Below are 20,108 nucleotides of genomic sequence, written 5' to 3' on the forward strand. Positions count from 1 at the left end.
ACCCGCAAACTCTCGTTATGAACGAGGGAGCCTCGGGGGGCAGGTCAAGGTCCAGAAGGTCAGCGTCCTTAAGTTCGTCGGATGCACCGGTCTTGACGCGCAAGAGTGTGATTTCCGCTTCTTCTGCGGCAAGCGGCAGGACATCATGGGCCGCGCGGGCGGCTTCGCGGGTATCGCTCCATCCAATGAGAATTTTGGATCCAATCGGCGGTCCGTCGAAGTCGTTGGGGACCACTATGACGGGCCGCCCTGACTGTTTGATGACAGCACTTTGTGCGTGCCGTTGGTCGTAGCGGTCAACCTCACGGTCCCCATGTGCCATGATGACGAGATCCGCTGCGCGCGCGCTTTCGACCATTCGATCCGATGCTGTCTTCGATTGCGCTTGAATGAGGCGGTACTCGCTGACGAAATCTTCTTTTGAAGTGTGTTCGTCAAAGATCGCTTTGATCGCTGCTGCTTCCTCTTTTTGCGTTGCGTTGAATGCGCTGAACATCTCGGCCGTCACATGCATTGCGATGCCGGGATACACCTCCAACGCTTCAAGCGTATGCAACCCGACGAGATGGGCACCATGCTGACGCGCAAGTGGAACAGCGGCGCGAAGGAGGGCAGGGGAGTGCTCTTTCGTTGTGAGGCAAACAAGAATGGTTTTTACGGTCATGTGAATTCTCCAATGATACGTTCCGAACCATCACTGGTTCGGAACATCCGGCGCTTAGCTCTTACCGATTTCGACTTTTTGCACATCGCCCTGTACGTTCGCGGGCTTGTCGATGACCAGCTTTAGAACGCCGTTGTCGAAGGATGCGGACACCGCGCCTTGTTCGGGAACAAATCCAAGTGGGACCTGGCGGCGGAAGCTTCCGTAGCGCCGTTCGACAACATGAAAGTCTTTTTGCTTGTCTTCACTGTCGGAGCTCTTTTCGCCCTTGATGATCAACACGTCGCCCTGAACGGTCACATCCAGATCGTCTTCCGACACACCCGGAACTTCGGCCGAGACCTCGAGGGCGGTCTCGGTTTCGGCGACATCAAGCGCGGGCATCGTTGCGAAGTCCGTGAAGAAACCGCGTTCGTCACCTTTGGTAGCCGCGCCCTGACGTGTCAGGTCTAGCATATGGGCAAGCTCGTCTTGAAAGGACCGGAGAAACGGGGTTGAGCGGCCAAAAATGCTGGGAACGTTCTGTCGGGACATGTCTAATCTCCTTTCTGGGGTTTGGCTCTTAAGTCTCCACATTTGGCTACCATTCCCGCGCGGTCGCGAATTGATCCGCGTCAATCGGTGACATGATTGGCGCGTTATCCCTGTACGAGACTTCAATCGCTTCATTCAGGGGATAATAGATGAGACGTTCAGCTATTCTCGCGGCCGTGTTGACCATTGCATTTTCGTGTCCAGCTGTATCGGAAACGGTCTTGACAGAAGCAGGTGGCGACACATTTGCAGCTGGCGAAACACTGGTTCGCACACTTGATGCAGACAGGGATGTCTTTGCGGCGGGACGCAGCACGACGGTGTTGGGTGAAACGCAAGGCGACCTGCATGTTTCGGGCTTTGACGTAAAGATGAGCGCCGATGTGGTGGAAGATGCCTACGCCGCGGGTGCGACAGTCACCATATCCGGTTCCGTTGACAAAGATCTGTCCGTCGCTGGGTTTACAGTACGTCTCGAACCGAGTGCTCGCGTGGGTGAGAATGCGCGATTGATGGCAGCAACACTCAATATCGAAGCACCAATCGCAGGGTCACTGGCCGCAACTGGTCGCGATGTTTACCTGAATGCCGCAGTCACCGGCGATGCTCGCATATTTGCAAAATCACTGCGTTTTGGGCCGGATGCCCGCGTCGACGGTCAACTGATCTATAGCACCGAAGACAAGCTGGATGTTCCGACAACCGTTGCCTCCCCGGATCGTGTACGGTTTGAGCAGGTTGATACGGGACGGGTATGGGACGAACTCGACAACATTCGTGAAATGCCAATCCTACCAACGATGGCTTCGATGCTTTTTGGGTTTCTGATCACGCTTCTTTTCTTCGTTGTTCTCGGTGCCATAGCACTCGGTTTCTTTCCCAAGCGGCTTGAAACCATGCGGATGTCTGTGTCCGATGCGTTTGGGCAGACAGCGATACTTGGAGTCGTAGGACTGTCTTTGCTATTCGGCGCGGTTCCGGTTGTAGCCCTGACGATTGTTGGTCTGCCACTTGTACCGATTATCCTTCTGCTGATCGTAGCCACCTGGACGCTCTCATATGCTCTGGGTGCCTACGCCATTGCCACGCGTCTTTGGTTCGGCCTTGGCGGAGATGCAGATCCGGGAATGCTTATTCGCCTGGTCATCCTCGCCGCAGCGATTGTTGCGATCGCCTTGTTGAATTTCATCCCCTTCGTCGGCTGGGTGGTCAACTACACACTGGTTTTGCTAGGGCTTGGCGCGATTACACGGTTGGTCTTTGGCGCAATGGTCGGTAGTCCCGAGCCCGCGTTGGACGTGGATATGCGCGAAACTGAGGCAAGCTGAGAGACGGGAAGATGGCGCGTGAGTTCGATCTTCTTGCTGAACGCCAGATACAGAAGGCGCTTGCTGAAGGACAACTAGATGGACTTAAGTTGGAAGGGAAACTCCTCCCCAACCGGCAGGCAGAAGCGGTTGCCGATATGGCGACCGCAATCGCGGTTCGGATCATGGCTGAGGCCGGTGCGCTTCCGGAAGAATTCAAACTGAAAAAGCTGCTTCAAGTCGCAAAGCGCAGATATGCAAAGACAGAAAATGACGAAGATAAGCGCGTCGTGTTGGGCCTGATTGCGGACCTTGAAACGCGCTACAACATTTCTGTTGAAGCGCGCAGGAAGTTTATGGGTGAATAGGCGGCTAGAGATCAGTTCAGTTGCCCATCGGCGCGTTGTGCAAGTGCGGATTGGTCAAGGACGGCCACCTTGCTGATGCCATCGATACGAATGATCTCAGCTTTGCGCAACGCAGTCAGACACCGGCACACTGTCTCGGTGGTCAGTCCAAGAAAATCGGCGATGTCGGACCGGCTCATGGGCAGCGCCAGTACTTGCGGTTCGACAGATGTATCGCCAATCCGTTCAAGCAGTACGGTCAGGAATGAAGCGACCTTTTCGGGCGCAGACTTTCGACCCAGCATCATGAAATGGTCTTGCATGGCGCTGATTTCTTGGAGGGCGGCCTGGATTAAGACCGAATGCAAATCGGGGTCAGCGCTGCTGTCCTCTAGAACCTTGCGCGGAATCGAGCAGAGTTTCGTGTCGCACAGTGCATCGCAGTCGGTGTGATGTGTGTCCTGAGCGGGAAAACCAATGATGTCCCCAGGGTAGCCGAAGGCAATAACCTGCCGACGTCCATCTTCAAGGACCCTAGTCAAACGGACCACACCGGTTTCGATTATGAAAAGATGCGTAACGTCATCGCCTTCAAAGTAAAGGTAGGCGCCCTTCTTGAGGGTTTTCAGGGGCGTCTTGCGGGCGGCCAACTTGGACGGAGCAAAAGGCTGGGCGTTTCCGTGCGAAATTGTGACGTACATTGCGGTCTCCTTCGTTAGGTTGAGACCTGAATGGACCTTGCATGTAATCGCGGTTATCTTGGCACTGCAGCAGTTTGTAACGATTTGTATCGAAGCCACTTTGGCGCAGTTACGGACCGGGCAAGCTGCACTGTTCATCTGGGTGGAACTATGCCTGAGCAAGCGACAGCTCTCGTCGTCGAAGATGACGAGAAGATCCGCCGTGTTTTGCGGAACGTCCTTGAGGACGACGGATTTGCTGTGCTTGAGGCTGAAGATGCGGACAGCGCCCTCGGATATGTTGAGACCCAAAAACTGGATTTGGTGACGCTCGATATCCAGCTCGGGAAAGACAATGGCATGGACGTTCTGCGCCGCATCCGTGCCGTGTCCGGGGTTCCGGTGATTATGGTCACCGGTAAAGACGACGTCATTGACCGGGTCTTGGGCCTAGAGATCGGCGCTGATGACTACATTACCAAGCCGTTTCATGTCCGGGAGGTTTTGGCGAGGATCCACGCTGTTGCCCGGCGCTATGCTGTGATCGAAGATCAGCAGGAAGAGCCAGCGATTGATGTGCAAGTGTATCTGATGGATGGCCTGACAATCGTTCCGGATCGCATGGAATTGTTGGACCGCAACGGCAATGACTGCGGATCGACGACAGCCGACATGGCTTTGTTGAAGATCTTTCTGGAACGCCCCAACCGCGCCTTGTCCAGAGACCAGTTAATGGATCTCATTGGAGGGGTGGAATGGTCTCCTCTGGATCGCACGATCGACAATCAGGTGGCGCGGCTGCGAAAAAAGATCGAACGCAATCCGGCGGCACCCAAGCTCATCAAAACAGTTCGGGGCGTTGGTTACATGCTGGCATGTGACGTCAAACTGTTTCAGCCGGAGGATGTCGGCTCGAAAAGCGCCTGAAGGCGCCGGCCCAGTTCTGCCTGGCGATAGGGTTTATGCAAAACCTCATAATCGCTCGTGCCGCCAAGGCGTCCTGTGACAACATCACTGGCATATCCCGACGTCAGGAGAACCTTTATAGCCGGAAATTGCTCATCGACTTTGGCGGCCAGATCATAGCCGTTCAATGCGCCGGGCATTACAACATCGGAAAAGACCAGATCAACGCGTGCCCCGCTTTGTAAGAGGTCTAGAGCGATGTCTCCGTTCTCGGCTTCCAACGTTTCGTATCCAAGGTCGCGGACCCGTTCGACGGACAAACGGCGCACCTTTGGGTTGTCTTCGACAACAAGTACGACCTCCCCAGAACCTTTTTCCAGCGCAGCCGAGGAGGCAATAGTTGCTGCGACCTTGCCGTCATCGGATGAGAGAATAGGGAAATAAAGACCAAAACTCGTCCCATGGCCCGGTTCGCTATAGAGCGTGATGTGACCACCGGATTGACGCACAAACCCGTAAACCATTGCAAGGCCCAGACCGGACCCGCCGGTTTCGGACTTAGTTGTGAAAAACGGTTCGAACGCGCGTCTTTGTGCTTCAAGCCCCATGCCTTCGCCGTCGTCACTTACAAACAGACGCACGTATTGACCGGGTTCGATGTCGGTCTCCTGTGCCATATACGTATCGTCGATGACAACATCGGCGACTGAGATGAGGAATTCGCCACCTTTTGGCATCGCGTCTCGCGCGTTGAGCGCAAGATTGATTAAGGCCGATTGCAGCTGCACCGGATCGATCAGCACATCGCTTAGGTCTTCCGCAAAGTCTGTCTTGATCGAGTAGATTTCGCCGATGGTGCGTTGCAGGATCGCCAAGGTGTCTTCACAGAGCGTGCGAAGGTCTGCCCGCACCGGTTTCAGGTTCCCCTTTTTGGCGAAAACAAGCAGGCGGCTCGTCAGATCCGCCCCCATTTCAGCTGACTCAAGCGAGTCTCGGATCAATCGCAATTGACGGTCATCCGCCCCACGCATTTCCAGCAGTTCCAGATTGCCAATGACGACGGTGAGAAGGTTATTGAAGTCATGTGCGATGCCGCCCGTGAGCTGTCCGATGGCATCCAACCTTTGGGAACGCGCCAGCGCATCCTGCGCAGCGCGCCTCTCGGTCAAATCATGCAGAATCCCGATGAAAAGACGCTCACCTGCCACTTCGGTATGCCCGACAGACAAATGAAGCGGGAAGACTGACCCGTCTTTGCGCAACCCCTCCACGTCACGACCCAGTCCGATGATCCGCTTTTCACCCGTTTCAATGTGGTGTGTCATGAAATCATCGTGAAGCGCCGCCAAAGCCTCCGGCATCAGCATGTTGACGGTTCGCCCGACCATCTCGTCTATTTCATGACCGAACAGCTTTGAGGCTGCCTTGTTCGCGCGGATCATGGTTCCGTTGGCGTCCGACACAATAATCGCATCGACGGCTGCTTCCATCAGCGCGTCGAAGAGCAATCCGCTTTGTTTTGTATCGGCCAAGAGGTCTTCCATGATCCAACTTTGCCAAACGTTGCTCTGTGAGAGCAAGCCGTTTTGATATTCGTCAATCTTTCGCTTTCCAAACCGTGAGAGGACGATGAAAAACAGAAAGGTTTGTCATGAAGCCGACACGAACATGGATACTTGTTGCCAACGCCCGCCAGGCACGGATTTTGGAGCATAGTGGGGCGGGGCAGGGCGTAAATCCTGTTCCAGGTAGGCATCTGAAAGCGGAAGAAGCTACGGAGTACACAGACAAGTCAGGGACTGGCCACAGCATCGCGGGTCCGGCGACGAATGCAATAGATCGCGCGAGTACTCAGGATCTGGCGGACATAGCCTTTGCCAAAGAGGTCTGCTCGGTCTTGGCTAAGGCTCAAGCTGAAGACAGGTACGACCGTCTGGTGGTTTTTGCGGGACCGCATATGCTCGGCCTTCTGCGAAAAGTGCGTCAGACAGAGATTGCGGACGCATTGCTCAAAGAGATCGACAAAGACCTTACACACCTGCCAGTGGATCAAATTGAAACCCATTTAGAAGATGTGATCCTCGTCTGATCAAACCTCAGACAGTCACTTCGGGTCTTGCTTTCAAGCTGATCAGAAGCTGCAGTAGCCGCATGAGGTCGGACAGGGTTACAACACCAACCAGACGTCGCCCTTCTGCGACGATCAGCTTTCGTTCACCAGTCTCGGCCATCTGCTTGAGCGTGTCCGCCGCGTTGTCGTGCGGTGAGATGATCCGGCTGGTGTCAAACTCGACAAAAACATCTCCAACCTGCGTATTCGACCAGTTCTCACGGTCGATCATCGACAGAACCTTGGTATCAATATGGCCGAGTAGAACACCGTCCTCGATGACTGGAACGAAACTGACGCGGTTGGGCAGCATGATGCGGTTCACCAAGTCGGTTAGCGAGAGATCGGGATCAGCCGCAACAACCTTGGCTGACATCACGTCCGCGACTCTTTGGTTACCAAGCAAGGTCTTGGTCTGAAGGCTCTCAAGAGAGCTTTTCGCGGCAATGACAATGAAGAGACCGATCATGATTTGCCACGCACCGCCCAGGGGAAGCCCTTGAAAAAGGGCCAAGACTCCAAGTGCCATCAGTCCAAAGCCTAGGAATTCGCCAAACTTGGTCGAGGTCTTTGTTGCTTTCAAGATATCGCCGGTCCGCGACCAAATTGCCGCTCGGAGAACACGGCCACCATCTAGAGGGAAGGCAGGGAGCATGTTGAATACAGCCAGTACAAGATTGATCGTCGCCAAGTAGCTCAACACAGTATGAACCTGTGAAAGATCTTCGCTGGTCAGTAGGGCGATGACAGAAGATACCCAGAATATGCTTGCCAGCGCTAAACTCATTGCCGGACCTGCTATTGCGATCCAGAATTCGTGGCCTGCTGTATCTGGTTCGTCGCCAAGTTCTGCGACACCGCCAAAAAGAAACAGAGTGATCCTTGGAACTTTGAGGCCAAAGCTTCTTGCAACAAGTGCGTGGGCCAATTCGTGCAGGAGTAACGAAACGAAGAAGAGCAGCATCGCGACGGTGCCAAGCATCCCATACTGGAGTGTTGAAAGGCCGGGGATTTGCTGGGGAAACACCTGATGGGCCAGGCTCCACGTGATCAAAGCAGCGATCAAAAACCAGCTACTTGCCAGGTTGATCTCGATTTCGAACACTCGGAGGACGGTGGTACTATTTTTAAACATCGACCAGAACCTTCTTTGAATCTCTGATTGCGAGGCGCGTCCGAGTACTGATGCCGTCCAAAGGCGTCATCGGAATAGACTCGCAACGAGGTATGCAATCAGGGCGGCGGTTGCTCCTATGGCCAGCGTTTCCAACCCGGATTTCCACCAAGGCGCCAACGACCATCGCGCCTTGAGCGCGCCAATCAGAAAGAATGTGATGCCTGTCGCTCCGATGGATATGTAAAACGCATCGTTGAGTCCGACCACGAAAGGGAAGAGGGGGACTGCCCCGGCGGCAAGGAAGGCCCCAAAAGTGGCGAGCGCAGCTTTCGATGGATTTGGCTCTGACCGCGATAAGCCATATTCATCTGTCAGCATAATATCGAGCCATCGACCCTCGTCGGCGGAAATCGCTTGCACGGCCTGATCCAGCACATCACCCGACAGACCGCGCATCTCGAGAATTTGCCGTAGCTCCTCCAGTTCGCCCTTACGATGGTCACGCATGTGGCGCTTCTCCACCGAGATGATGCGCTTTCGGTCATCAAGTTCTGCGCGCGTGCCCGCGAAATTTCCCGCGGCCATAGAGAAACCATCGGCAAGGATGTTTGCGATCCCCAAAGCGATGATGACACTGGGTGCCAAGCCGGCACCCTCGACGCCAGCAACGATTGCAAAAGTGGTCACAGCGCCATCTATGCCGCCATAGACCGTATCTTTCAGGTGGTTGCCGTTACTGCGCCCCTTCAGGCGTTCAGCAATCTCACCAGGAGCATGTCCATGTTCATCAGCCATGGACAGATTCTGCCGCATCCTTGAGGTGCTGCGTTGAGCAAGATCAATTTCAACCTGATCAGATTTCGTAACCTGCGATGCGTTAGAAAAGGAGCGAGCTTTGAGGGTTTGGTCGTGGCCGCACTCGATCTTGGGCATCCAAGAGATGAAACATGGCGGCGTTTGAAAACCTCGCTCTAAGTGACGCGCTCATCCTGTTTGTGATCTGCGCTTTGGCAGTGTGGAGGGCAGGGTCAGGGCTTGCCTATGTGGCCGATGCATTGTCGGATCGGTTTCGGTGGGAAAAGTCGCTTGTCGGGTTGATGGCACTCTCAACAGCGACGTCGCTCCCAGAAATTGCAACCACGTTAAGCGCCGCTGCAAGCCAGGCACGTGAGCTTGTCCTGAACAATCTATTTGGTGGTATCGCGCTTCAAACGGCAATCCTTGCAATGGCAGATTTCTGGGCGCGAGGTTCGATTACAAATTATCCACGCAAGGCAAACCATGCGCTTGAGGCAACGCTTCTCAACTTCATGTTGGGGTTGACGCTTATTGTTTTGATCAACGGCGAGCCGTTGTCGGTAAGCGGGGTTGGCGTTGGTAGCCTGACCATTGCAGTTTTCTACGTGGGCAGTATCTGGCTTCTTCGAAAGTACGATCAGTCTGGCGATTGGGTTCCTGTCGACCTGCCTGATCCAGAAGAAGATGGGCGCAGGTCAAACACGGCTGATCCAGATGCCGCAACATCAAGCCTGGTTCTGAAGGCCATCTTGTATTCCTGCATGATCCTGGCCTTTGGCCTTGGTTTGGTCATAAGCGCAGAGTCGATTGCTCAACTGTCTGGCTTAGGCACCAGCTTTGTTGGCGTCACCTTACTTGCTGCAGCGACATCACTGCCGGAGCTGACCACGAGTATTGCAGCGGTGCGTCTGGGGGCCTACACCCTCGCAATTTCCAACATTTTTGGCAGCAATCTGATTATGCTGGTCCTCGTCTTTCCTGCAGACATCCTTTTCCGCTCAGGCCCAATCCTGCGCGACACCTCCCAAACCGTTTATGCCTCGCTTGGGTTTGGTATTGCTGTAACCTCGATTTTTTTGACCGGCCTTATTGTACGACGCAAACCGCGTTTGGGCCCAATAGGTGCGGACTCTGTGCTGGTGCTAATCGTGTTTCTCGCAAGTCTTGGATCGTACTACCTGCTGAAATGATCCTTCCGAAAATTGACAAATCGCAATCCTTCCCAGTGGCGCTGATGCAAAATTGCTCACACCACAACGAAGGAAACGAAAACGAAGGAAACGAACATGACACGTAACCTCGGAAAAGCTGACCGCTTGATACGGTTCTTTCTCGGCCTCCTGTTGGTCGTAGCACCCTTGGCCAATCTGCCTCCGATATGGGGGTCTACCCTTTCAGTTGTTCTGGCAATGGCTGTAGGAGCTGTCTTGATCGTGACCTCCTTTGTTCAGTTTTGCCCGCTTTACCGTATTTTCGGCATTTCGACCTGCAAGCTGTAGGGAAGGGATCAGCCAATGACCAAAGTTGACCGCTTCAGACAAAAGATCCTTCACAGGCTCGATGAGCTTGGCGTTCGTATGAGTGGGATCGAAACCGAACTTGATCAGCCAAAACCACGAGATCTAAACGACCAGGCCATCGATTTGGAAGATGATGAAGTTCTGGAGACGCTCGGTCTTGCGGCTCAGCAAGAGACCCGAGAGTTGCGCGCGGCGTTGAAGCGCTGCGACGATGGTAGCTTCGGCATCTGCGCGAATTGCGAGGAGCCAATCTCCGATGAGCGGCTCGAACTTGTCCCGCAAGCGCAACTCTGTCGCCGGTGCGCCACTGAGGCGGCTGCGCGATGAAATTGGCTCTTAGCATATGCATCTTAATGGTACTCGGCCTGGCAGGCTGCGAGATTTTTCAGCAACCGCGCATTGATGTGGCCAGAGGTAAATCGTTATTCGCCGAGCAATGCGCTGCGTGTCATGGAGCGGATGGCAGAGGAAGTGGGTCAGAAACCTTTGGGCTGGGCGTCATTCCACCTGACCTCACTCTGTTCGCGTCGGCAAATGGTGGTGTCTTCCCGCGTGACCAGATCATGTCGGTGATAGATGGGTACTACCGACGGGAACATGTTTTCAACCCAATGCCTGTCTTTGGTGAAGACGATATGGGGCCAACAGTGATCGTCGGTGAAGACGACAGTGCGACGCCAGTTCCGGCCGATCTTCTCGCCCTCGCCAACTATCTGGAAAGCATTCAGCAGAAGTAATTGGGCAGTGAATTGCGCATGATCGGCACTCTTTTGATTGCACTTCTTTTGATCGGTGGAACGGCACTGGTTGGGTTCCGCCTATCCGATCATTGGCGTGATCACAAAGAAATGACGCGGCTACGCGCCCTGCAGCCCTTTGATCCAGAGGTCTTTCGGGCTGAGATTGTCGCTGATCTGCCCGACGCCGCCAGGCGGTTCTTCCTCTTTTCTATTCAAGAGGGGACACCGCTTCGAACAGTGGTGCAGTTGGAGATGCAGGGCTCCTTCAGTTTGGGGAGCAAAGCTGATCCGAAGTACATGCAAATGCGCGCGAAACAGGTATTGGCTGCGCCTGATGGCTTTGTCTGGACGATGACCGCACAATCCGGCCACCTCAAGCTCTCTGGCTCAGATAGTGGGTCTTGGACGCGATTTTGGCTGGCGAACGTAATGCCGGTTGCACGATCTGGGGGAACCGCTGATCATGCCAGATCAGCATTTGGCCGATATGTAGCTGAAGCAGTTTTTTGGAGTCCGGCAGCCCTCCTTCCGAACGCAAACGTATTTTGGTCAGAAGTGTCTGGTGACATCGCGCGTGTTACTGTTGAGTACCGAGGCCAAAGCCAATCAGTTGACCTTACCGTTGGCGAAGATGGTCGCCCCACGCAGGTCGTGTTTTCTCGATGGACAAACGCCAATCCGGAGAGCGAGTTCAGACTTCAGCCGTTTGGTGGTACGCTCGCCGAGTTCAAGTCCTTTGATGGTTTCCGGTTGCCCACCCATATCGAGGCAGGGAATGGATTTGGGACAGAAGACTATTTTCCGTTTTTCATTGCAGACGTAACGTCTCTTTCCTTTCCCGTCCCGTAGTGGCTTTGGCTCTTTTCATAAGCTTCGCGATGATTATCGCATCATTGGTCGCTGCGGCCGGTTTTTTGGGTCTTGCCGTCAAATCTCTGAATTGGTTGCCAACAAATCGCGAGGCACAGAGCTCTTGGGTGCGCCTAACAACCGAGCTTTGTGTGACGTCGCTCTGGATTTTGTTGGTCATGACCGCATCGATTTGGGCATGGGCTCTTCTCTACATACGCATCGGGCTGTTCCCGAACTTGGAGGAAGCCCTTTATTTCTCAATCGTGTCGTTCACCACGGTGGGATACGGAGATGTCATAATTGAAGGACCTTGGCGTGTTATCGCGGGTATGACAGCCGCACATGGTTTGTTGAGTTTCGGTCTCTACACTGCGTTCTTCGTTGAAACGCTCGACTTTCCAAGGCGAGGTCGTGGGTCAACTCGCCAGCGATTGGAGCGCTCACGGCATCACCTTGGTCAGGATTGACTAGGCTCAATCGGATCTGAGCAGAATTGCGTAGTCTTCGCCCAGAAAGGAGAACGCAATGTCAGCTCAAGGATTGGAAATCATCGATACTGCTGCGCACACGACCTATGAATGGTTGAATGAGTTATCCGAGCGTCTGGACTGGAGTTCGAAACGCAGTGCACTCAGGCTTTTGCGGGCAACGTTGCATCAGATCAGAGAACATTTGCTTGTCGACGAGATGGCACAATTCTCTGCGCAGCTGCCTCTTTTGATCAAGGGGATGTTCATTGAAGGCTGGGTGCCAAACCGCACGCCATCAAGGGCAAGGAGTGCAGACGCATTCGTCAGGGCAATCGAGTCCGAGCTCGGCAAGACAGATGACTACCGCGGGCCGGAAGATATCAAATACGTGTTTCTTCTTCTGAACGCTCACATCTCAAGGGGTGAGATAGAAGACGTTCGCGCTTCACTTCCCAGAGGAGTTCGAGCACTTTGGCCAGCACCATGACAATATGAGACCGGCGGCGTCAATCTTCTCTTAGGACCTCAGAACCAGACGGACACAGTCAGCAAAGCAAGGCTGGTCATCAGACCTAGAATGGGGACGAAGAACGGTGTTTCGAAGTGATCAACCGCTGCGGGCCCCTGCCTCTTGAGGGCAATGAGAGATAGATTTACGAATACGAAAATGAGCAGCACGATCTGAGATGTATAGCTCGCCAGCGCCTCGATGGGTGCGAACTGCGAAAAACCCAAGATCAGAAGCACGACGCAGGCCGTTGCCACACCTGGCGTTCGCGTTGTCGCGGACACTTGGGCAAACAGTCTTGGCAATTGCCCGCGGTTTGCCATTCCATAAAGAACCCGCGACGCCATGATAATTTGGATCAGGACGCCATTGATGGTTGCAATAACAGCTACAGCCGAAAAGACCGTTTGAACCCAATATGGGGCTGCAACAAACACAAGGGCCAAGGGCGCTTCGGACCCGGCAAGGTCATCCATTGGAACGGCCAAGAGCACCGCAGCGACAACTGCAATGTAGACGACGGTCGTCAAAATCAGAGTTAGCGCGATAGCGCGCGGCAGGATGTGTCGCGGATCCAAGGTCTCTTCTGCGATATTCACAATGTCTTCGAAGCCAACGAAGGCAAAGAAGGCGAGGATCGATGCGCCTGCAATCGCGGCCCAGTGTCCGCCGGTTAGCGGTGGAGCAAATTCACTTACTGCCAGTCCTGAAGGATCGGCAAAGGCGAGCGACCAAATGATCACCCCAATCAGCCCTGCAATCTCGACCACTGTGATTGTCGCCGCGGCACCAACCGATTGGGTGATGCCCCACCACGCCAACCCGCCCATAGCAACGATAACGAAGATCGCCATCAGATCGCTAGGCACGCTGAGCAGGTTTGCAAGGTACTGTCCTGCGCCGATCGCAACCGCTGCCGCTGAAACGATACCTGAAAGTGCAACGGCCAATCCGACAGCCTGCGCCAACCAAACCCGATTGAGGCCCGCAGACACGTAGACCGCTGCGCCTGCGCTAACCGGGAAACGCGTTGACAATTCTGCATAGGAAAGAGCAGTAAATCCGACAACTATCGCGGCCAAAACAAAGGACAAAGGAGCAAATGCGCCAGCTTTCGCAACAGTCTCGCCAATGAGGACGTAGATACCGGCGCCAACTGTTACACCCAGGCCATACAAAACAACCAAGGGCAGCGTGAGAACTCTACGCAGCGGCGGGTTGTGAGGAAGCTCAGTCACGTGTGTTCACTTCCAGAATACTCTGCGCAGTGTCCCAAACGCATTGGTAATCAGGCAACAGTCAGAACTGCGCATTTCGCGCCTTTTGCGACAGCTAACGAGGTGCTTCCAAGTACCAAAGAGCCGACACTTCCGAGGCCTCTGCGTCCGGTAACAATCAAATCGGCGTTGCATTCATCCGCACATGACAACAATTCTTCGGCAGGGCTTCCTTTGCGCGAATGGACTTCGGCAATTGGATGACCAATTTCCTTTGCAATCGCCTTGGCTGAAGTGAGGATTTTGTCAGCAGCAGCCTTAACCTCCGCTTCGGACGGCATGGTTGTTGCCGCGTGATAACCAGCAACGGCACCCATGGCAAAAGCAACAGTCGTAGGTTGTGGAGTGTGCACCAGGTGCAACGCAGATCCGTAAGTCTTTGCGATTTGGCATGCGGTACGAAGGGCAGCGTCCGACTGCTCTGAGCCGTCCACGCCCACTATGATGGACTCAAACATGATGCTTTCTCCTTCTGGTGTCGCCTGTTACGTTAGCCGATCTGCGCATTGGAGAATTGACCGGTGTCAATCACAACGTCCTAAGATGGACGTTTGAGTGCCGCCACCGGAGACACCATCACAGCTGGTTAATCGGGATTTTGAGATATGAGACCCCATTTCCCTCCTCGGGTGGCATTTTACCTGCACGGATATTTACCTGCACTGAAGGCAGGATGAGCGTTGGCATTTCCAGCGTGGCATCGCGCGCTTCTCTCATCGCAACAAACTCATCCTCCGACTTTCCTTCGCCTACATGGACGTTTGCAGCTCTCTGTTTTGCCACCGTAGTTTCCCAGGCAAATTCGTCTCGGCCCGGTGCCTTGTAGTCGTGGCACATGTAAAGGATCGTTTCGTCGGGCAGGGCGAGGACCTTCTGGATCGACTGGTAAAGTGTCCGCGCGTCACCGCCCGGGAAGTCGGCCCGTGCCGTACCGAAATCCGGCATGAAAAGCGTGTCCCCGACGAAGGCCGCGCCGTCCGTGACGTAAGTCATGCAGGCAGGCGTGTGGCCCGGGGTGTGCATGGCTCTGAGTTCGAGGCTGCCAATCTTGAAAACCTCGCCATCTTGAAGCAAATGCTCGAACTGGCGCCCGTCGGTCTGGAAGCCTTTCTCTACGTTGAAGAGCTTTGCGAATACATCCTGCACTTCGGTGATATGCGCGCCAATGGCTGTCGTGCCACCTACCTCCCTCTGAATGTAAGGCGCGGCGCTCAGGTGGTCGGCATGAGCATGGGTTTCCAGGAGCCATTCAACTTTGAGATCATTTTCCTTCACGTAGGCAATGATCGCGTCGGCAGATTCTGTATTCGTCCGGCCCGACTTTGGATCATAGTCGAGAACCGAGTCGATAATGGCCGCACTTGCGCTTTTCGGGTCATTGACGACGTAGGACACTGTGAATGTCGCTTCGTCAAAGAAGGCTTTCACTTCGGGTTTCATGGCAAGCTCCTTGCTTGGGTTTTGCTCCATGTTAACGATCTGCACTGAACCCGATTGACCTCGCGCAATTCTCCGACTCGTTCGTGTCCTAGGGTCTCGGCATCTCGTCTGCTCTTGACTAGGTAGACATATATTCTTATCTGCGCAAATATGAAGATAAATGAAATGAACTCAGCTGCAGATGATGTCTGCGAATTGATGACCCTTCTGTCGAACAGAAGCCGGTTGATAATCCTGTGTCTGTTGACCGAAGGAGAAAAGTCGGTCGGCGATTTAGCAAAGGCGGTTGGCGTGCGAGACACGGCCGTGTCTCAACAGCTTGCCGTTCTGAGACGGGAACGGATTGTGAAGCCGAGGCGGGCAGGGCAGACGATGTACTATCGCATCGTCGATCCGAACGTGGCCGAAGTTCTGGAGTTTCTTTACGCGAAATACTGCGGCGGTGCCGCGGCAAAGAAAGAGGAGAGCGGACATGACGCTCAAGACAATTGACGCCCACAAGACACATGAATTGCTGACAGCCGGAGAAGCCGTCCTCATCGACGTCCGGGAGCCTGACGAATGGATCAAGGAACACATTCCCGAGGCGCATCTGGTCCCGCTGTCAGGGTTTAACCCGGACGACTTCCCGAAGGATCACGACAAGATCGCCGTGTTCCATTGTCGTTCAGGCGGCCGGACGGAGGCCGCCGCGCCGCAGATTTTGCGCACGGGTTTTCGCGAGGTTTACCAACTCGAAGGCGGGATTCAAGGCTGGCACGCGGCAGGCCACAAGGTCAACGAGACCGCAAAAGTCCCGATCAGCATCATGCGGCAGGTTCAGATCACGGCCGGAAGCCTTGTGCTGCTTGGTATCGTACTCGCGCTTCTGGTCAACCCGTGGTTCGCCGCGCTCAGCGCCTTCGTCGGTGCGGGGCTGACGCAAGCCGGGATCACCGGCACCTGTGCGATGGCGAGCATATTAAAACATATGCCATGGAACCGCGTGATTTCGGGTCAACAAGCGGTAGCTGACCCTGCAACGATCCAAAGAATGGTCCGATGACGGCCCATCGCCTTGCTCGCTACTTGCCGATTTTCGAATGGCTTCCTGGTTATGACCGTAAGGCTCTGGCAAGCGACGGCATGGCCGGGCTGATCGTGGCCATCATGTTGGTGCCGCAGGGCATGGCTTATGCACTGCTGGCAGGATTGCCCCCTGAGGTGGGGCTCTATGCCAGTATCGTGCCGCTCGTTTTCTACGGGCTTTTGGGCTCCAGCCGTACACTTGCGGTGGGTCCCGTAGCCATCGTTTCGTTGATGGTGGCTACAACGCTTGGCGAGATATCAGAGACGGGAAGCGTGAGCTATCTTGCAGGTGCGATTTTGCTGGCGTTTCTCAGCGGGGCGATCCTTCTTGGAATGGGTCTTGCGCGGCTCGGCTTCCTTGTAAACTTCCTCAGCCACCCAGTGATATCCGGGTTTTCGAGTGCCGCCGCGCTGGTTATTGGCCTTTCGCAGCTCAAGCATCTGCTCGGCTTCGATATCCCACGCGGCCATCTGATTACTGACACTTTGGCCCACGTCATGAGGCACATAAGCCAGATCAATCCAGCAACGTTTGGGATTGCAATCGCATCCTTCATGATCCTGCTGGCATTCAAGTCGCGTATATCACCGTTCTTGAGATCATTCGGATTCGGCCCGGAAGTGTCCAATGCGATCGCGAAGGCAGGTCCGCTTGTGGCTGTTCTGGCGACGACCGTTGCAGTCTGGCTCTTCGCGCTCGACCAAACGGCAGACGTCGCGGTCGTCGCGGACGTCCCTGCCGGGCTTGCGCCGCTGACCTTTCCCAGTATTGACTTGGTATTGATCGAGCAGTTGTTTCCGGCTGCTGCACTGATCGCAATCGTCGGTTTCCTCGAAAGCGTTTCGGTAGCGAAGTCACTGGCGTCAAAACGTCGCCAGAAAATCGACGCCAACCAGGAACTTATTGCGCTTGGCGCAGCGAACATAGGCGCTTCATTGACGGGTGGATACCCGGTTTCCGGTGGATTTAGCCGTTCGCTCGTAAATTTCACAGCTGGTGCAGTGACGCCTATGGCGTCCATGATCACTGCGGTCCTCATCGGCATCACTGTTCTGGCTTTGACACCTCTTCTGTATTACCTGCCGAAGGCGGCACTCGCTGCGATCATTCTTGTGGCGGTGGCAAACCTGATCGATTTCAAGACACTACGTGATGCTTGGAGATACAATAAGGCCGACGCCTTCTCACTAATTGTAACATTCTTCTCCGTTCTGGTCCTTGGGGTCGAAATCGGTATCGTTGTTGGCGCGGCATTAACAATCGTTTTTTACCTGTGGCGGACCAGCCGTCCGCACATAGCCGAAGTGGGGCGGCTCGGTGAGACAGAGCACTTTCGAAATGTGCTTCGCCACGACGTGCAGACAGACCCCAAGATTCTTATGATCCGGGTCGACGAAAGCCTCTACTTTGCAAACACAGCGTATCTAGAAGACCAATTGCTGGCACGCATCGTGGAACGGCCGAAGATTGATCACTTGATCCTCATCATGAGCGCCGTCAACTTCATCGATGCGAGCGCTCTTGATACGTTGGAGACGCTGGCGGAACGTTTGAAGAATGCCGGTGTGACACTGCATTTTTCCGAAGTAAAAGGACCGGTAATGGACCGGTTGCGGCGTGTGGATTTCTTCGAAAACCCGGATTTAGGTAGCGTTTTCCTAAGCACGCACGAGGCAATGCGTGCGCTTTCTAATGAGGCTATCAGCCAAGTGGCCTGATCGGTATGGCAACCGAATAAAGCGATCATCTAACAACAGTTCGCTTAGCATATTCAATTGAATGCATCAGTCGAGCGGATGCACCTAACGGTGATCCGGCAAGTCGTAAATCACGGGGCCTTCATATCCGACGAACCGGCGTGGGGTGCCAACCGTTTTACTCTCGGAAAGAAAAGGGCCTCTGCTGTGTAAACGAGAATGGCAATCCCGATGGCCCCTAAGACAGCCACGCCAAGAAATACCGCAACGTCAATCGGACCGCCGATGTCTGACAGACCAGAGTCCGTCGCGGCCATGACAAACCAGATGGCCAGAACGGCGCCGAATGGCATCGAGATTTGCGCAAGAACAAACTTCTTCCAGCTTATAGAGCGGTCACGAATGAGGACGTAGAGGTACGCAACCGTAACGATGACCGCGAGAGCAACCATCGCCCAGAATAGTCCACGTCCGAAGATTTCTTCCAAAACAGCAATAAACGTTTGAAGTGTAATCTCTTTCATCTCTCTACTCCATTAAGCTTTGCCGTGCAGCATTGCATTGTAGGTCGCCTTGAGTGCGACCTCTTTCATCAACCAGCTGATCCAGAGTTCCTCCAATGGCGCGATGATCCCTGGGAATGACGGAACGAGATTGTTCTGATAGTCAAACTCGATCAGCATGGCCCTGCCTACGCGAGTGATGAGTGGGCATGAGGTGTATCCGTTGTAGAGTTCCGTACCGCTGCGGCCTTCAATTGCTGCGACCAAGTGGTCTTCGACGACGGGGACCTGCCACTTAACGGACGCAGCGGTCTTACCCTTTGGGACCCCAGCAACATCTCCCAGTGCGAAGACATCAGGGTACCGAAGATGACGCAGAGTTTGAGTGTCGACTTCAACCCAACCTTGATCAATCCACTTGTCCGCCCATGACAATCCTGACTCTCGAATGAAGTCGGGTGCGCGCTGCGGTGGGATAACATGAATGTAATCATAATCGATGATTTCCGAACCGCTTCCGGTCGCAAAGGTGGCGCGTTTTGCGTCTGAATCGATGCTGGTCAGCGTATGATTCATCGCGGTTTCAATGTCGCGCTGCCCAAAGAGCATGCGAACCTTCTCGGCCACGATCGGCACGCCGAATAAAGACGACTGAGGTGCCGCATAAATCATGCTTGTGCGACCAGTGTTACCGGCCCGCCTTGCAATATCATCGATTAGAAAAGTGTGTTTCAGTGGTGCGCCTGCGCACTTCATTTCAGTCGCGGGTCGCGTGAATAGCCCGACGCCACCGTCTTCGACAAAACGGTTCGCGGCCGTCCATGTTCGCGCGGCATATTGTGGCCCGGCATAAAGAGCACCGATGCCGTTATCGCCGACCATGTCGAGGCTGAAACCGTCAATGGCGTCATGGTCCAGAACGAGTCCTGGAGATAAAACCAGCCAATCATAGTCAAGCACCTCTCCATTTGATGTCGAAACCGCCTTTGTTTCCGGGTCAACTGCAACAACGCTGGCTTGCACCCAAGTAACACCGCTTGGGAGCCAATCTGCCGTACTAGAGACGACATACGCCGGAGGCTTAAGGCCTGCAGCGACAAGAGAAAGCCCAGGTTGATACAGGTGCTCTTGACGAGGGTCGACTATTGTTACGGAAGCTCCGTTCAGTCGTCTGACAAGGCGGTTTGCCAGCGCGGTACCAGCAGCACCGGCTCCTACAATGACAATTCTGGCATTTGTGTCGACAGTGGTGACTTGGGCGCCAACAGCCAGAACTGAGGTCGCGGCAAAAGCCGGACTTATGGCAATCAGTTGCAAAAATCGTCTTCGATCAAAGGACATGACAGCACTCCGAAACTTGCAACCTTAGCTGGATGCGTTTTCTCGAACCGGAGTATGTCATAAACACCAGATACCAAATTGAGCGATGTCAATCGGTCACAGGCCTGTCGTCTGAAATATCGCAAAAAGCGACATGGATCGGTTTCTTAACATAAGACTGCTTATGCGCACTATTCTTGTAGCCGCAAAGCGATAATGTCACCCATGAGCAATTCAGGAATGTCACTC

The 20,108-nt window shown here is 54.3% G+C and carries 25 protein-coding genes; 14 read left to right on the top strand and 11 right to left on the bottom strand.

Annotated features, from left to right (window positions below):
* Both ATO11_RS20290 and ATO11_RS20295 read right to left on the bottom strand, forming a co-directional pair.
* Positions 1-664, bottom strand: a 664-nt coding sequence (locus ATO11_RS20290; protein ID WP_050532736.1) for a universal stress protein, incomplete at its 3' end; no start/stop codon positions are given.
* Positions 665-718: 54 nt separating this feature from the next.
* Positions 719-1,198 (bottom strand): Hsp20/alpha crystallin family protein, encoded by a 480-nt coding sequence (locus tag ATO11_RS20295; protein WP_165587006.1) that lies wholly within the window; start codon positions 1,196-1,198, stop codon positions 719-721.
* Positions 1,199-1,347: 149 nt separating this feature from the next.
* Here ATO11_RS20295 and ATO11_RS20300 point away from each other — a divergent pair, with 149 nt between their 5' ends.
* Complete coding sequence (locus tag ATO11_RS20300; RefSeq protein WP_134643187.1) at positions 1,348-2,526, top strand: bactofilin family protein; 1,179 nt, start codon at positions 1,348-1,350, stop codon at positions 2,524-2,526.
* Positions 2,527-2,537: 11 nt separating this feature from the next.
* Positions 2,538-2,873: a DnaJ family domain-containing protein gene (locus tag ATO11_RS20305; protein WP_050532739.1), complete on the top strand. Its 336-nt coding sequence runs from the start codon at positions 2,538-2,540 to the stop codon at positions 2,871-2,873.
* An 11-nt stretch (positions 2,874-2,884) separates the two neighbouring features.
* Here the strand turns inward: ATO11_RS20305 and ATO11_RS20310 are convergent, their stop codons facing one another.
* Positions 2,885-3,553 (bottom strand): cyclic nucleotide-binding domain-containing protein, encoded by a 669-nt coding sequence (locus tag ATO11_RS20310; protein WP_050532740.1) that lies wholly within the window; start codon positions 3,551-3,553, stop codon positions 2,885-2,887.
* Positions 3,554-3,703: 150 nt separating this feature from the next.
* On the opposite strand from ATO11_RS20310, the gene ATO11_RS20315 reads away from it, so the two are divergent.
* Positions 3,704-4,459, top strand: coding sequence for a response regulator (locus ATO11_RS20315; RefSeq protein ID WP_050532741.1), 756 nt, complete (start codon positions 3,704-3,706; stop codon positions 4,457-4,459).
* Here the strand turns inward: ATO11_RS20315 and ATO11_RS20320 are convergent.
* A complete protein-coding gene (locus ATO11_RS20320; RefSeq protein WP_050532742.1) occupies positions 4,426-5,982 on the bottom strand; it encodes a PAS domain S-box protein in 1,557 nt (518 codons plus the stop codon). The genes ATO11_RS20315 and ATO11_RS20320 overlap by 34 nt on opposite strands.
* Before the next feature lie 107 nt (positions 5,983-6,089).
* Here ATO11_RS20320 and ATO11_RS20325 point away from each other — a divergent pair, with 107 nt between their 5' ends.
* Positions 6,090-6,527: a host attachment protein gene (locus tag ATO11_RS20325; protein ID WP_050532743.1), complete on the top strand. Its 438-nt coding sequence runs from the start codon at positions 6,090-6,092 to the stop codon at positions 6,525-6,527.
* A 7-nt stretch (positions 6,528-6,534) separates the two neighbouring features.
* Here ATO11_RS20325 and ATO11_RS20330 read toward each other — a convergent pair whose 3' ends face one another.
* Positions 6,535-7,653: a site-2 protease family protein gene (locus ATO11_RS20330; protein WP_165587007.1), complete on the bottom strand. Its 1,119-nt coding sequence runs from the start codon at positions 7,651-7,653 to the stop codon at positions 6,535-6,537.
* A 96-nt stretch (positions 7,654-7,749) separates the two neighbouring features.
* Positions 7,750-8,598, bottom strand: a complete 849-nt coding sequence (locus tag ATO11_RS20335; protein ID WP_341271339.1) for a VIT1/CCC1 transporter family protein — start codon at positions 8,596-8,598, stop codon at positions 7,750-7,752.
* A 14-nt stretch (positions 8,599-8,612) separates the two neighbouring features.
* Between ATO11_RS20335 and ATO11_RS20340 the strand changes: the two genes are divergently transcribed.
* The 7 genes from ATO11_RS20340 to ATO11_RS21455 all read left to right on the top strand — a co-directional run bounded on the left by ATO11_RS20340 (position 8,613) and on the right by ATO11_RS21455 (position 12,532).
* The gene (locus ATO11_RS20340) at positions 8,613-9,653 is read left to right on the top strand and encodes a sodium:calcium antiporter (RefSeq protein WP_050532745.1); all 1,041 of its coding nucleotides are present in this window, start codon (positions 8,613-8,615) and stop codon (positions 9,651-9,653) included.
* Positions 9,654-9,749: 96 nt separating this feature from the next.
* On the top strand, positions 9,750-9,962 hold the full coding sequence (locus ATO11_RS22600) for a YgaP family membrane protein (RefSeq protein WP_082176529.1): 213 nt from the start codon (positions 9,750-9,752) through the stop codon (positions 9,960-9,962).
* A 15-nt stretch (positions 9,963-9,977) separates the two neighbouring features.
* Positions 9,978-10,310 carry a TraR/DksA family transcriptional regulator gene (locus ATO11_RS20345; protein WP_050532746.1) on the top strand — a complete coding sequence of 111 codons (333 nt, stop codon included), beginning with the start codon at positions 9,978-9,980 and terminating at the stop codon, positions 10,308-10,310.
* Positions 10,307-10,720 carry a c-type cytochrome gene (locus ATO11_RS20350; protein WP_082176531.1) on the top strand — a complete coding sequence of 138 codons (414 nt, stop codon included), beginning with the start codon at positions 10,307-10,309 and terminating at the stop codon, positions 10,718-10,720. Before ATO11_RS20345 ends, ATO11_RS20350 begins: the two co-directional genes overlap by 4 nt.
* Positions 10,721-10,738: 18 nt before the next feature.
* Positions 10,739-11,572, top strand: a complete 834-nt coding sequence (locus ATO11_RS21450) for a DUF6544 family protein (RefSeq protein WP_082176532.1) — start codon at positions 10,739-10,741, stop codon at positions 11,570-11,572.
* On the top strand, positions 11,572-12,042 hold the full coding sequence (locus ATO11_RS20355) for a potassium channel family protein (protein ID WP_050532747.1): 471 nt from the start codon (positions 11,572-11,574) through the stop codon (positions 12,040-12,042). Before ATO11_RS21450 ends, ATO11_RS20355 begins: the two co-directional genes overlap by 1 nt.
* A gap of 58 nt (positions 12,043-12,100) precedes the next feature.
* On the top strand, positions 12,101-12,532 hold the full coding sequence (locus ATO11_RS21455; protein WP_082176534.1) for a DUF2267 domain-containing protein: 432 nt from the start codon (positions 12,101-12,103) through the stop codon (positions 12,530-12,532).
* A gap of 38 nt (positions 12,533-12,570) precedes the next feature.
* Here the strand turns inward: ATO11_RS21455 and ATO11_RS20360 are convergent, their stop codons facing one another.
* The 3 genes from ATO11_RS20360 to ATO11_RS20365 all read right to left on the bottom strand — a co-directional run bounded on the left by ATO11_RS20360 (position 12,571) and on the right by ATO11_RS20365 (position 15,270).
* The gene (locus tag ATO11_RS20360; protein WP_082176535.1) at positions 12,571-13,791 is read right to left on the bottom strand and encodes an APC family permease; all 1,221 of its coding nucleotides are present in this window, start codon (positions 13,789-13,791) and stop codon (positions 12,571-12,573) included.
* A 50-nt stretch (positions 13,792-13,841) separates the two neighbouring features.
* Entirely contained in the window at positions 13,842-14,288 is a 447-nt protein-coding gene (locus ATO11_RS21460; protein WP_082176537.1) for a universal stress protein, read from the bottom strand.
* A 118-nt stretch (positions 14,289-14,406) separates the two neighbouring features.
* Complete coding sequence (locus tag ATO11_RS20365; RefSeq protein ID WP_050532754.1) at positions 14,407-15,270, bottom strand: MBL fold metallo-hydrolase; 864 nt, start codon at positions 15,268-15,270, stop codon at positions 14,407-14,409.
* Between the two features lie 150 nt (positions 15,271-15,420).
* On the opposite strand from ATO11_RS20365, the gene ATO11_RS20370 reads away from it, so the two are divergent.
* The 3 genes from ATO11_RS20370 to ATO11_RS20380 are packed head-to-tail and all read left to right on the top strand — an operon-like array spanning position 15,421 to position 18,057.
* A complete protein-coding gene (locus tag ATO11_RS20370; RefSeq protein ID WP_082176538.1) occupies positions 15,421-15,762 on the top strand; it encodes an ArsR/SmtB family transcription factor in 342 nt (113 codons plus the stop codon).
* A complete protein-coding gene (locus tag ATO11_RS20375; protein WP_050532749.1) occupies positions 15,743-16,315 on the top strand; it encodes a rhodanese-like domain-containing protein in 573 nt (190 codons plus the stop codon). Before ATO11_RS20370 ends, ATO11_RS20375 begins: the two co-directional genes overlap by 20 nt.
* Positions 16,312-18,057, top strand: coding sequence for a SulP family inorganic anion transporter (locus tag ATO11_RS20380; protein WP_050532750.1), 1,746 nt, complete (start codon positions 16,312-16,314; stop codon positions 18,055-18,057). The genes ATO11_RS20375 and ATO11_RS20380 overlap by 4 nt, the downstream gene beginning before the upstream one ends.
* A 110-nt stretch (positions 18,058-18,167) precedes the next feature.
* Here ATO11_RS20380 and ATO11_RS20385 read toward each other — a convergent pair whose 3' ends face one another.
* The gene (locus tag ATO11_RS20385) at positions 18,168-18,560 is read right to left on the bottom strand and encodes a DUF5368 domain-containing protein (protein ID WP_050532751.1); all 393 of its coding nucleotides are present in this window, start codon (positions 18,558-18,560) and stop codon (positions 18,168-18,170) included.
* 12 nt (positions 18,561-18,572) lie between these two features.
* Entirely contained in the window at positions 18,573-19,880 is a 1,308-nt protein-coding gene (locus tag ATO11_RS20390; protein WP_082176540.1) for an NAD(P)/FAD-dependent oxidoreductase, read from the bottom strand.
* Positions 19,881-20,108: the final 228 nt, after the last annotated feature.

The organism is Pseudaestuariivita atlantica, assembly GCF_001205715.1.
In the GTDB taxonomy this organism is placed as follows: Bacteria; Pseudomonadota; Alphaproteobacteria; order Rhodobacterales; family Rhodobacteraceae; genus Pseudaestuariivita; species Pseudaestuariivita atlantica.

Coding starts and splice junctions, on each gene's coding strand:
- ATO11_RS20295 (WP_165587006.1), bottom strand. CDS start 1,198: ATGTCCCGACAGAACGTTCCCAGCATTTTTGGCCGCTCAACCCCGTTT.
- ATO11_RS20300 (WP_134643187.1), top strand. CDS start 1,348: ATGAGACGTTCAGCTATTCTCGCGGCCGTGTTGACCATTGCATTTTCG.
- ATO11_RS20305 (WP_050532739.1), top strand. CDS start 2,538: ATGGCGCGTGAGTTCGATCTTCTTGCTGAACGCCAGATACAGAAGGCG.
- ATO11_RS20310 (WP_050532740.1), bottom strand. CDS start 3,553: ATGTACGTCACAATTTCGCACGGAAACGCCCAGCCTTTTGCTCCGTCC.
- ATO11_RS20315 (WP_050532741.1), top strand. CDS start 3,704: ATGCCTGAGCAAGCGACAGCTCTCGTCGTCGAAGATGACGAGAAGATC.
- ATO11_RS20320 (WP_050532742.1), bottom strand. CDS start 5,982: ATGGAAGACCTCTTGGCCGATACAAAACAAAGCGGATTGCTCTTCGAC.
- ATO11_RS20325 (WP_050532743.1), top strand. CDS start 6,090: ATGAAGCCGACACGAACATGGATACTTGTTGCCAACGCCCGCCAGGCA.
- ATO11_RS20335 (WP_341271339.1), bottom strand. CDS start 8,598: ATGCCCAAGATCGAGTGCGGCCACGACCAAACCCTCAAAGCTCGCTCC.
- ATO11_RS20340 (WP_050532745.1), top strand. CDS start 8,613: ATGGCGGCGTTTGAAAACCTCGCTCTAAGTGACGCGCTCATCCTGTTT.
- ATO11_RS22600 (WP_082176529.1), top strand. CDS start 9,750: ATGACACGTAACCTCGGAAAAGCTGACCGCTTGATACGGTTCTTTCTC.
- ATO11_RS20345 (WP_050532746.1), top strand. CDS start 9,978: ATGACCAAAGTTGACCGCTTCAGACAAAAGATCCTTCACAGGCTCGAT.
- ATO11_RS20350 (WP_082176531.1), top strand. CDS start 10,307: ATGAAATTGGCTCTTAGCATATGCATCTTAATGGTACTCGGCCTGGCA.
- ATO11_RS21450 (WP_082176532.1), top strand. CDS start 10,739: ATGATCGGCACTCTTTTGATTGCACTTCTTTTGATCGGTGGAACGGCA.
- ATO11_RS21455 (WP_082176534.1), top strand. CDS start 12,101: ATGTCAGCTCAAGGATTGGAAATCATCGATACTGCTGCGCACACGACC.
- ATO11_RS21460 (WP_082176537.1), bottom strand. CDS start 14,288: ATGTTTGAGTCCATCATAGTGGGCGTGGACGGCTCAGAGCAGTCGGAC.
- ATO11_RS20365 (WP_050532754.1), bottom strand. CDS start 15,270: ATGAAACCCGAAGTGAAAGCCTTCTTTGACGAAGCGACATTCACAGTG.
- ATO11_RS20370 (WP_082176538.1), top strand. CDS start 15,421: ATGAAGATAAATGAAATGAACTCAGCTGCAGATGATGTCTGCGAATTG.
- ATO11_RS20375 (WP_050532749.1), top strand. CDS start 15,743: ATGACGCTCAAGACAATTGACGCCCACAAGACACATGAATTGCTGACA.
- ATO11_RS20380 (WP_050532750.1), top strand. CDS start 16,312: ATGACGGCCCATCGCCTTGCTCGCTACTTGCCGATTTTCGAATGGCTT.
- ATO11_RS20385 (WP_050532751.1), bottom strand. CDS start 18,560: ATGAAAGAGATTACACTTCAAACGTTTATTGCTGTTTTGGAAGAAATC.
- ATO11_RS20390 (WP_082176540.1), bottom strand. CDS start 19,880: ATGTCCTTTGATCGAAGACGATTTTTGCAACTGATTGCCATAAGTCCG.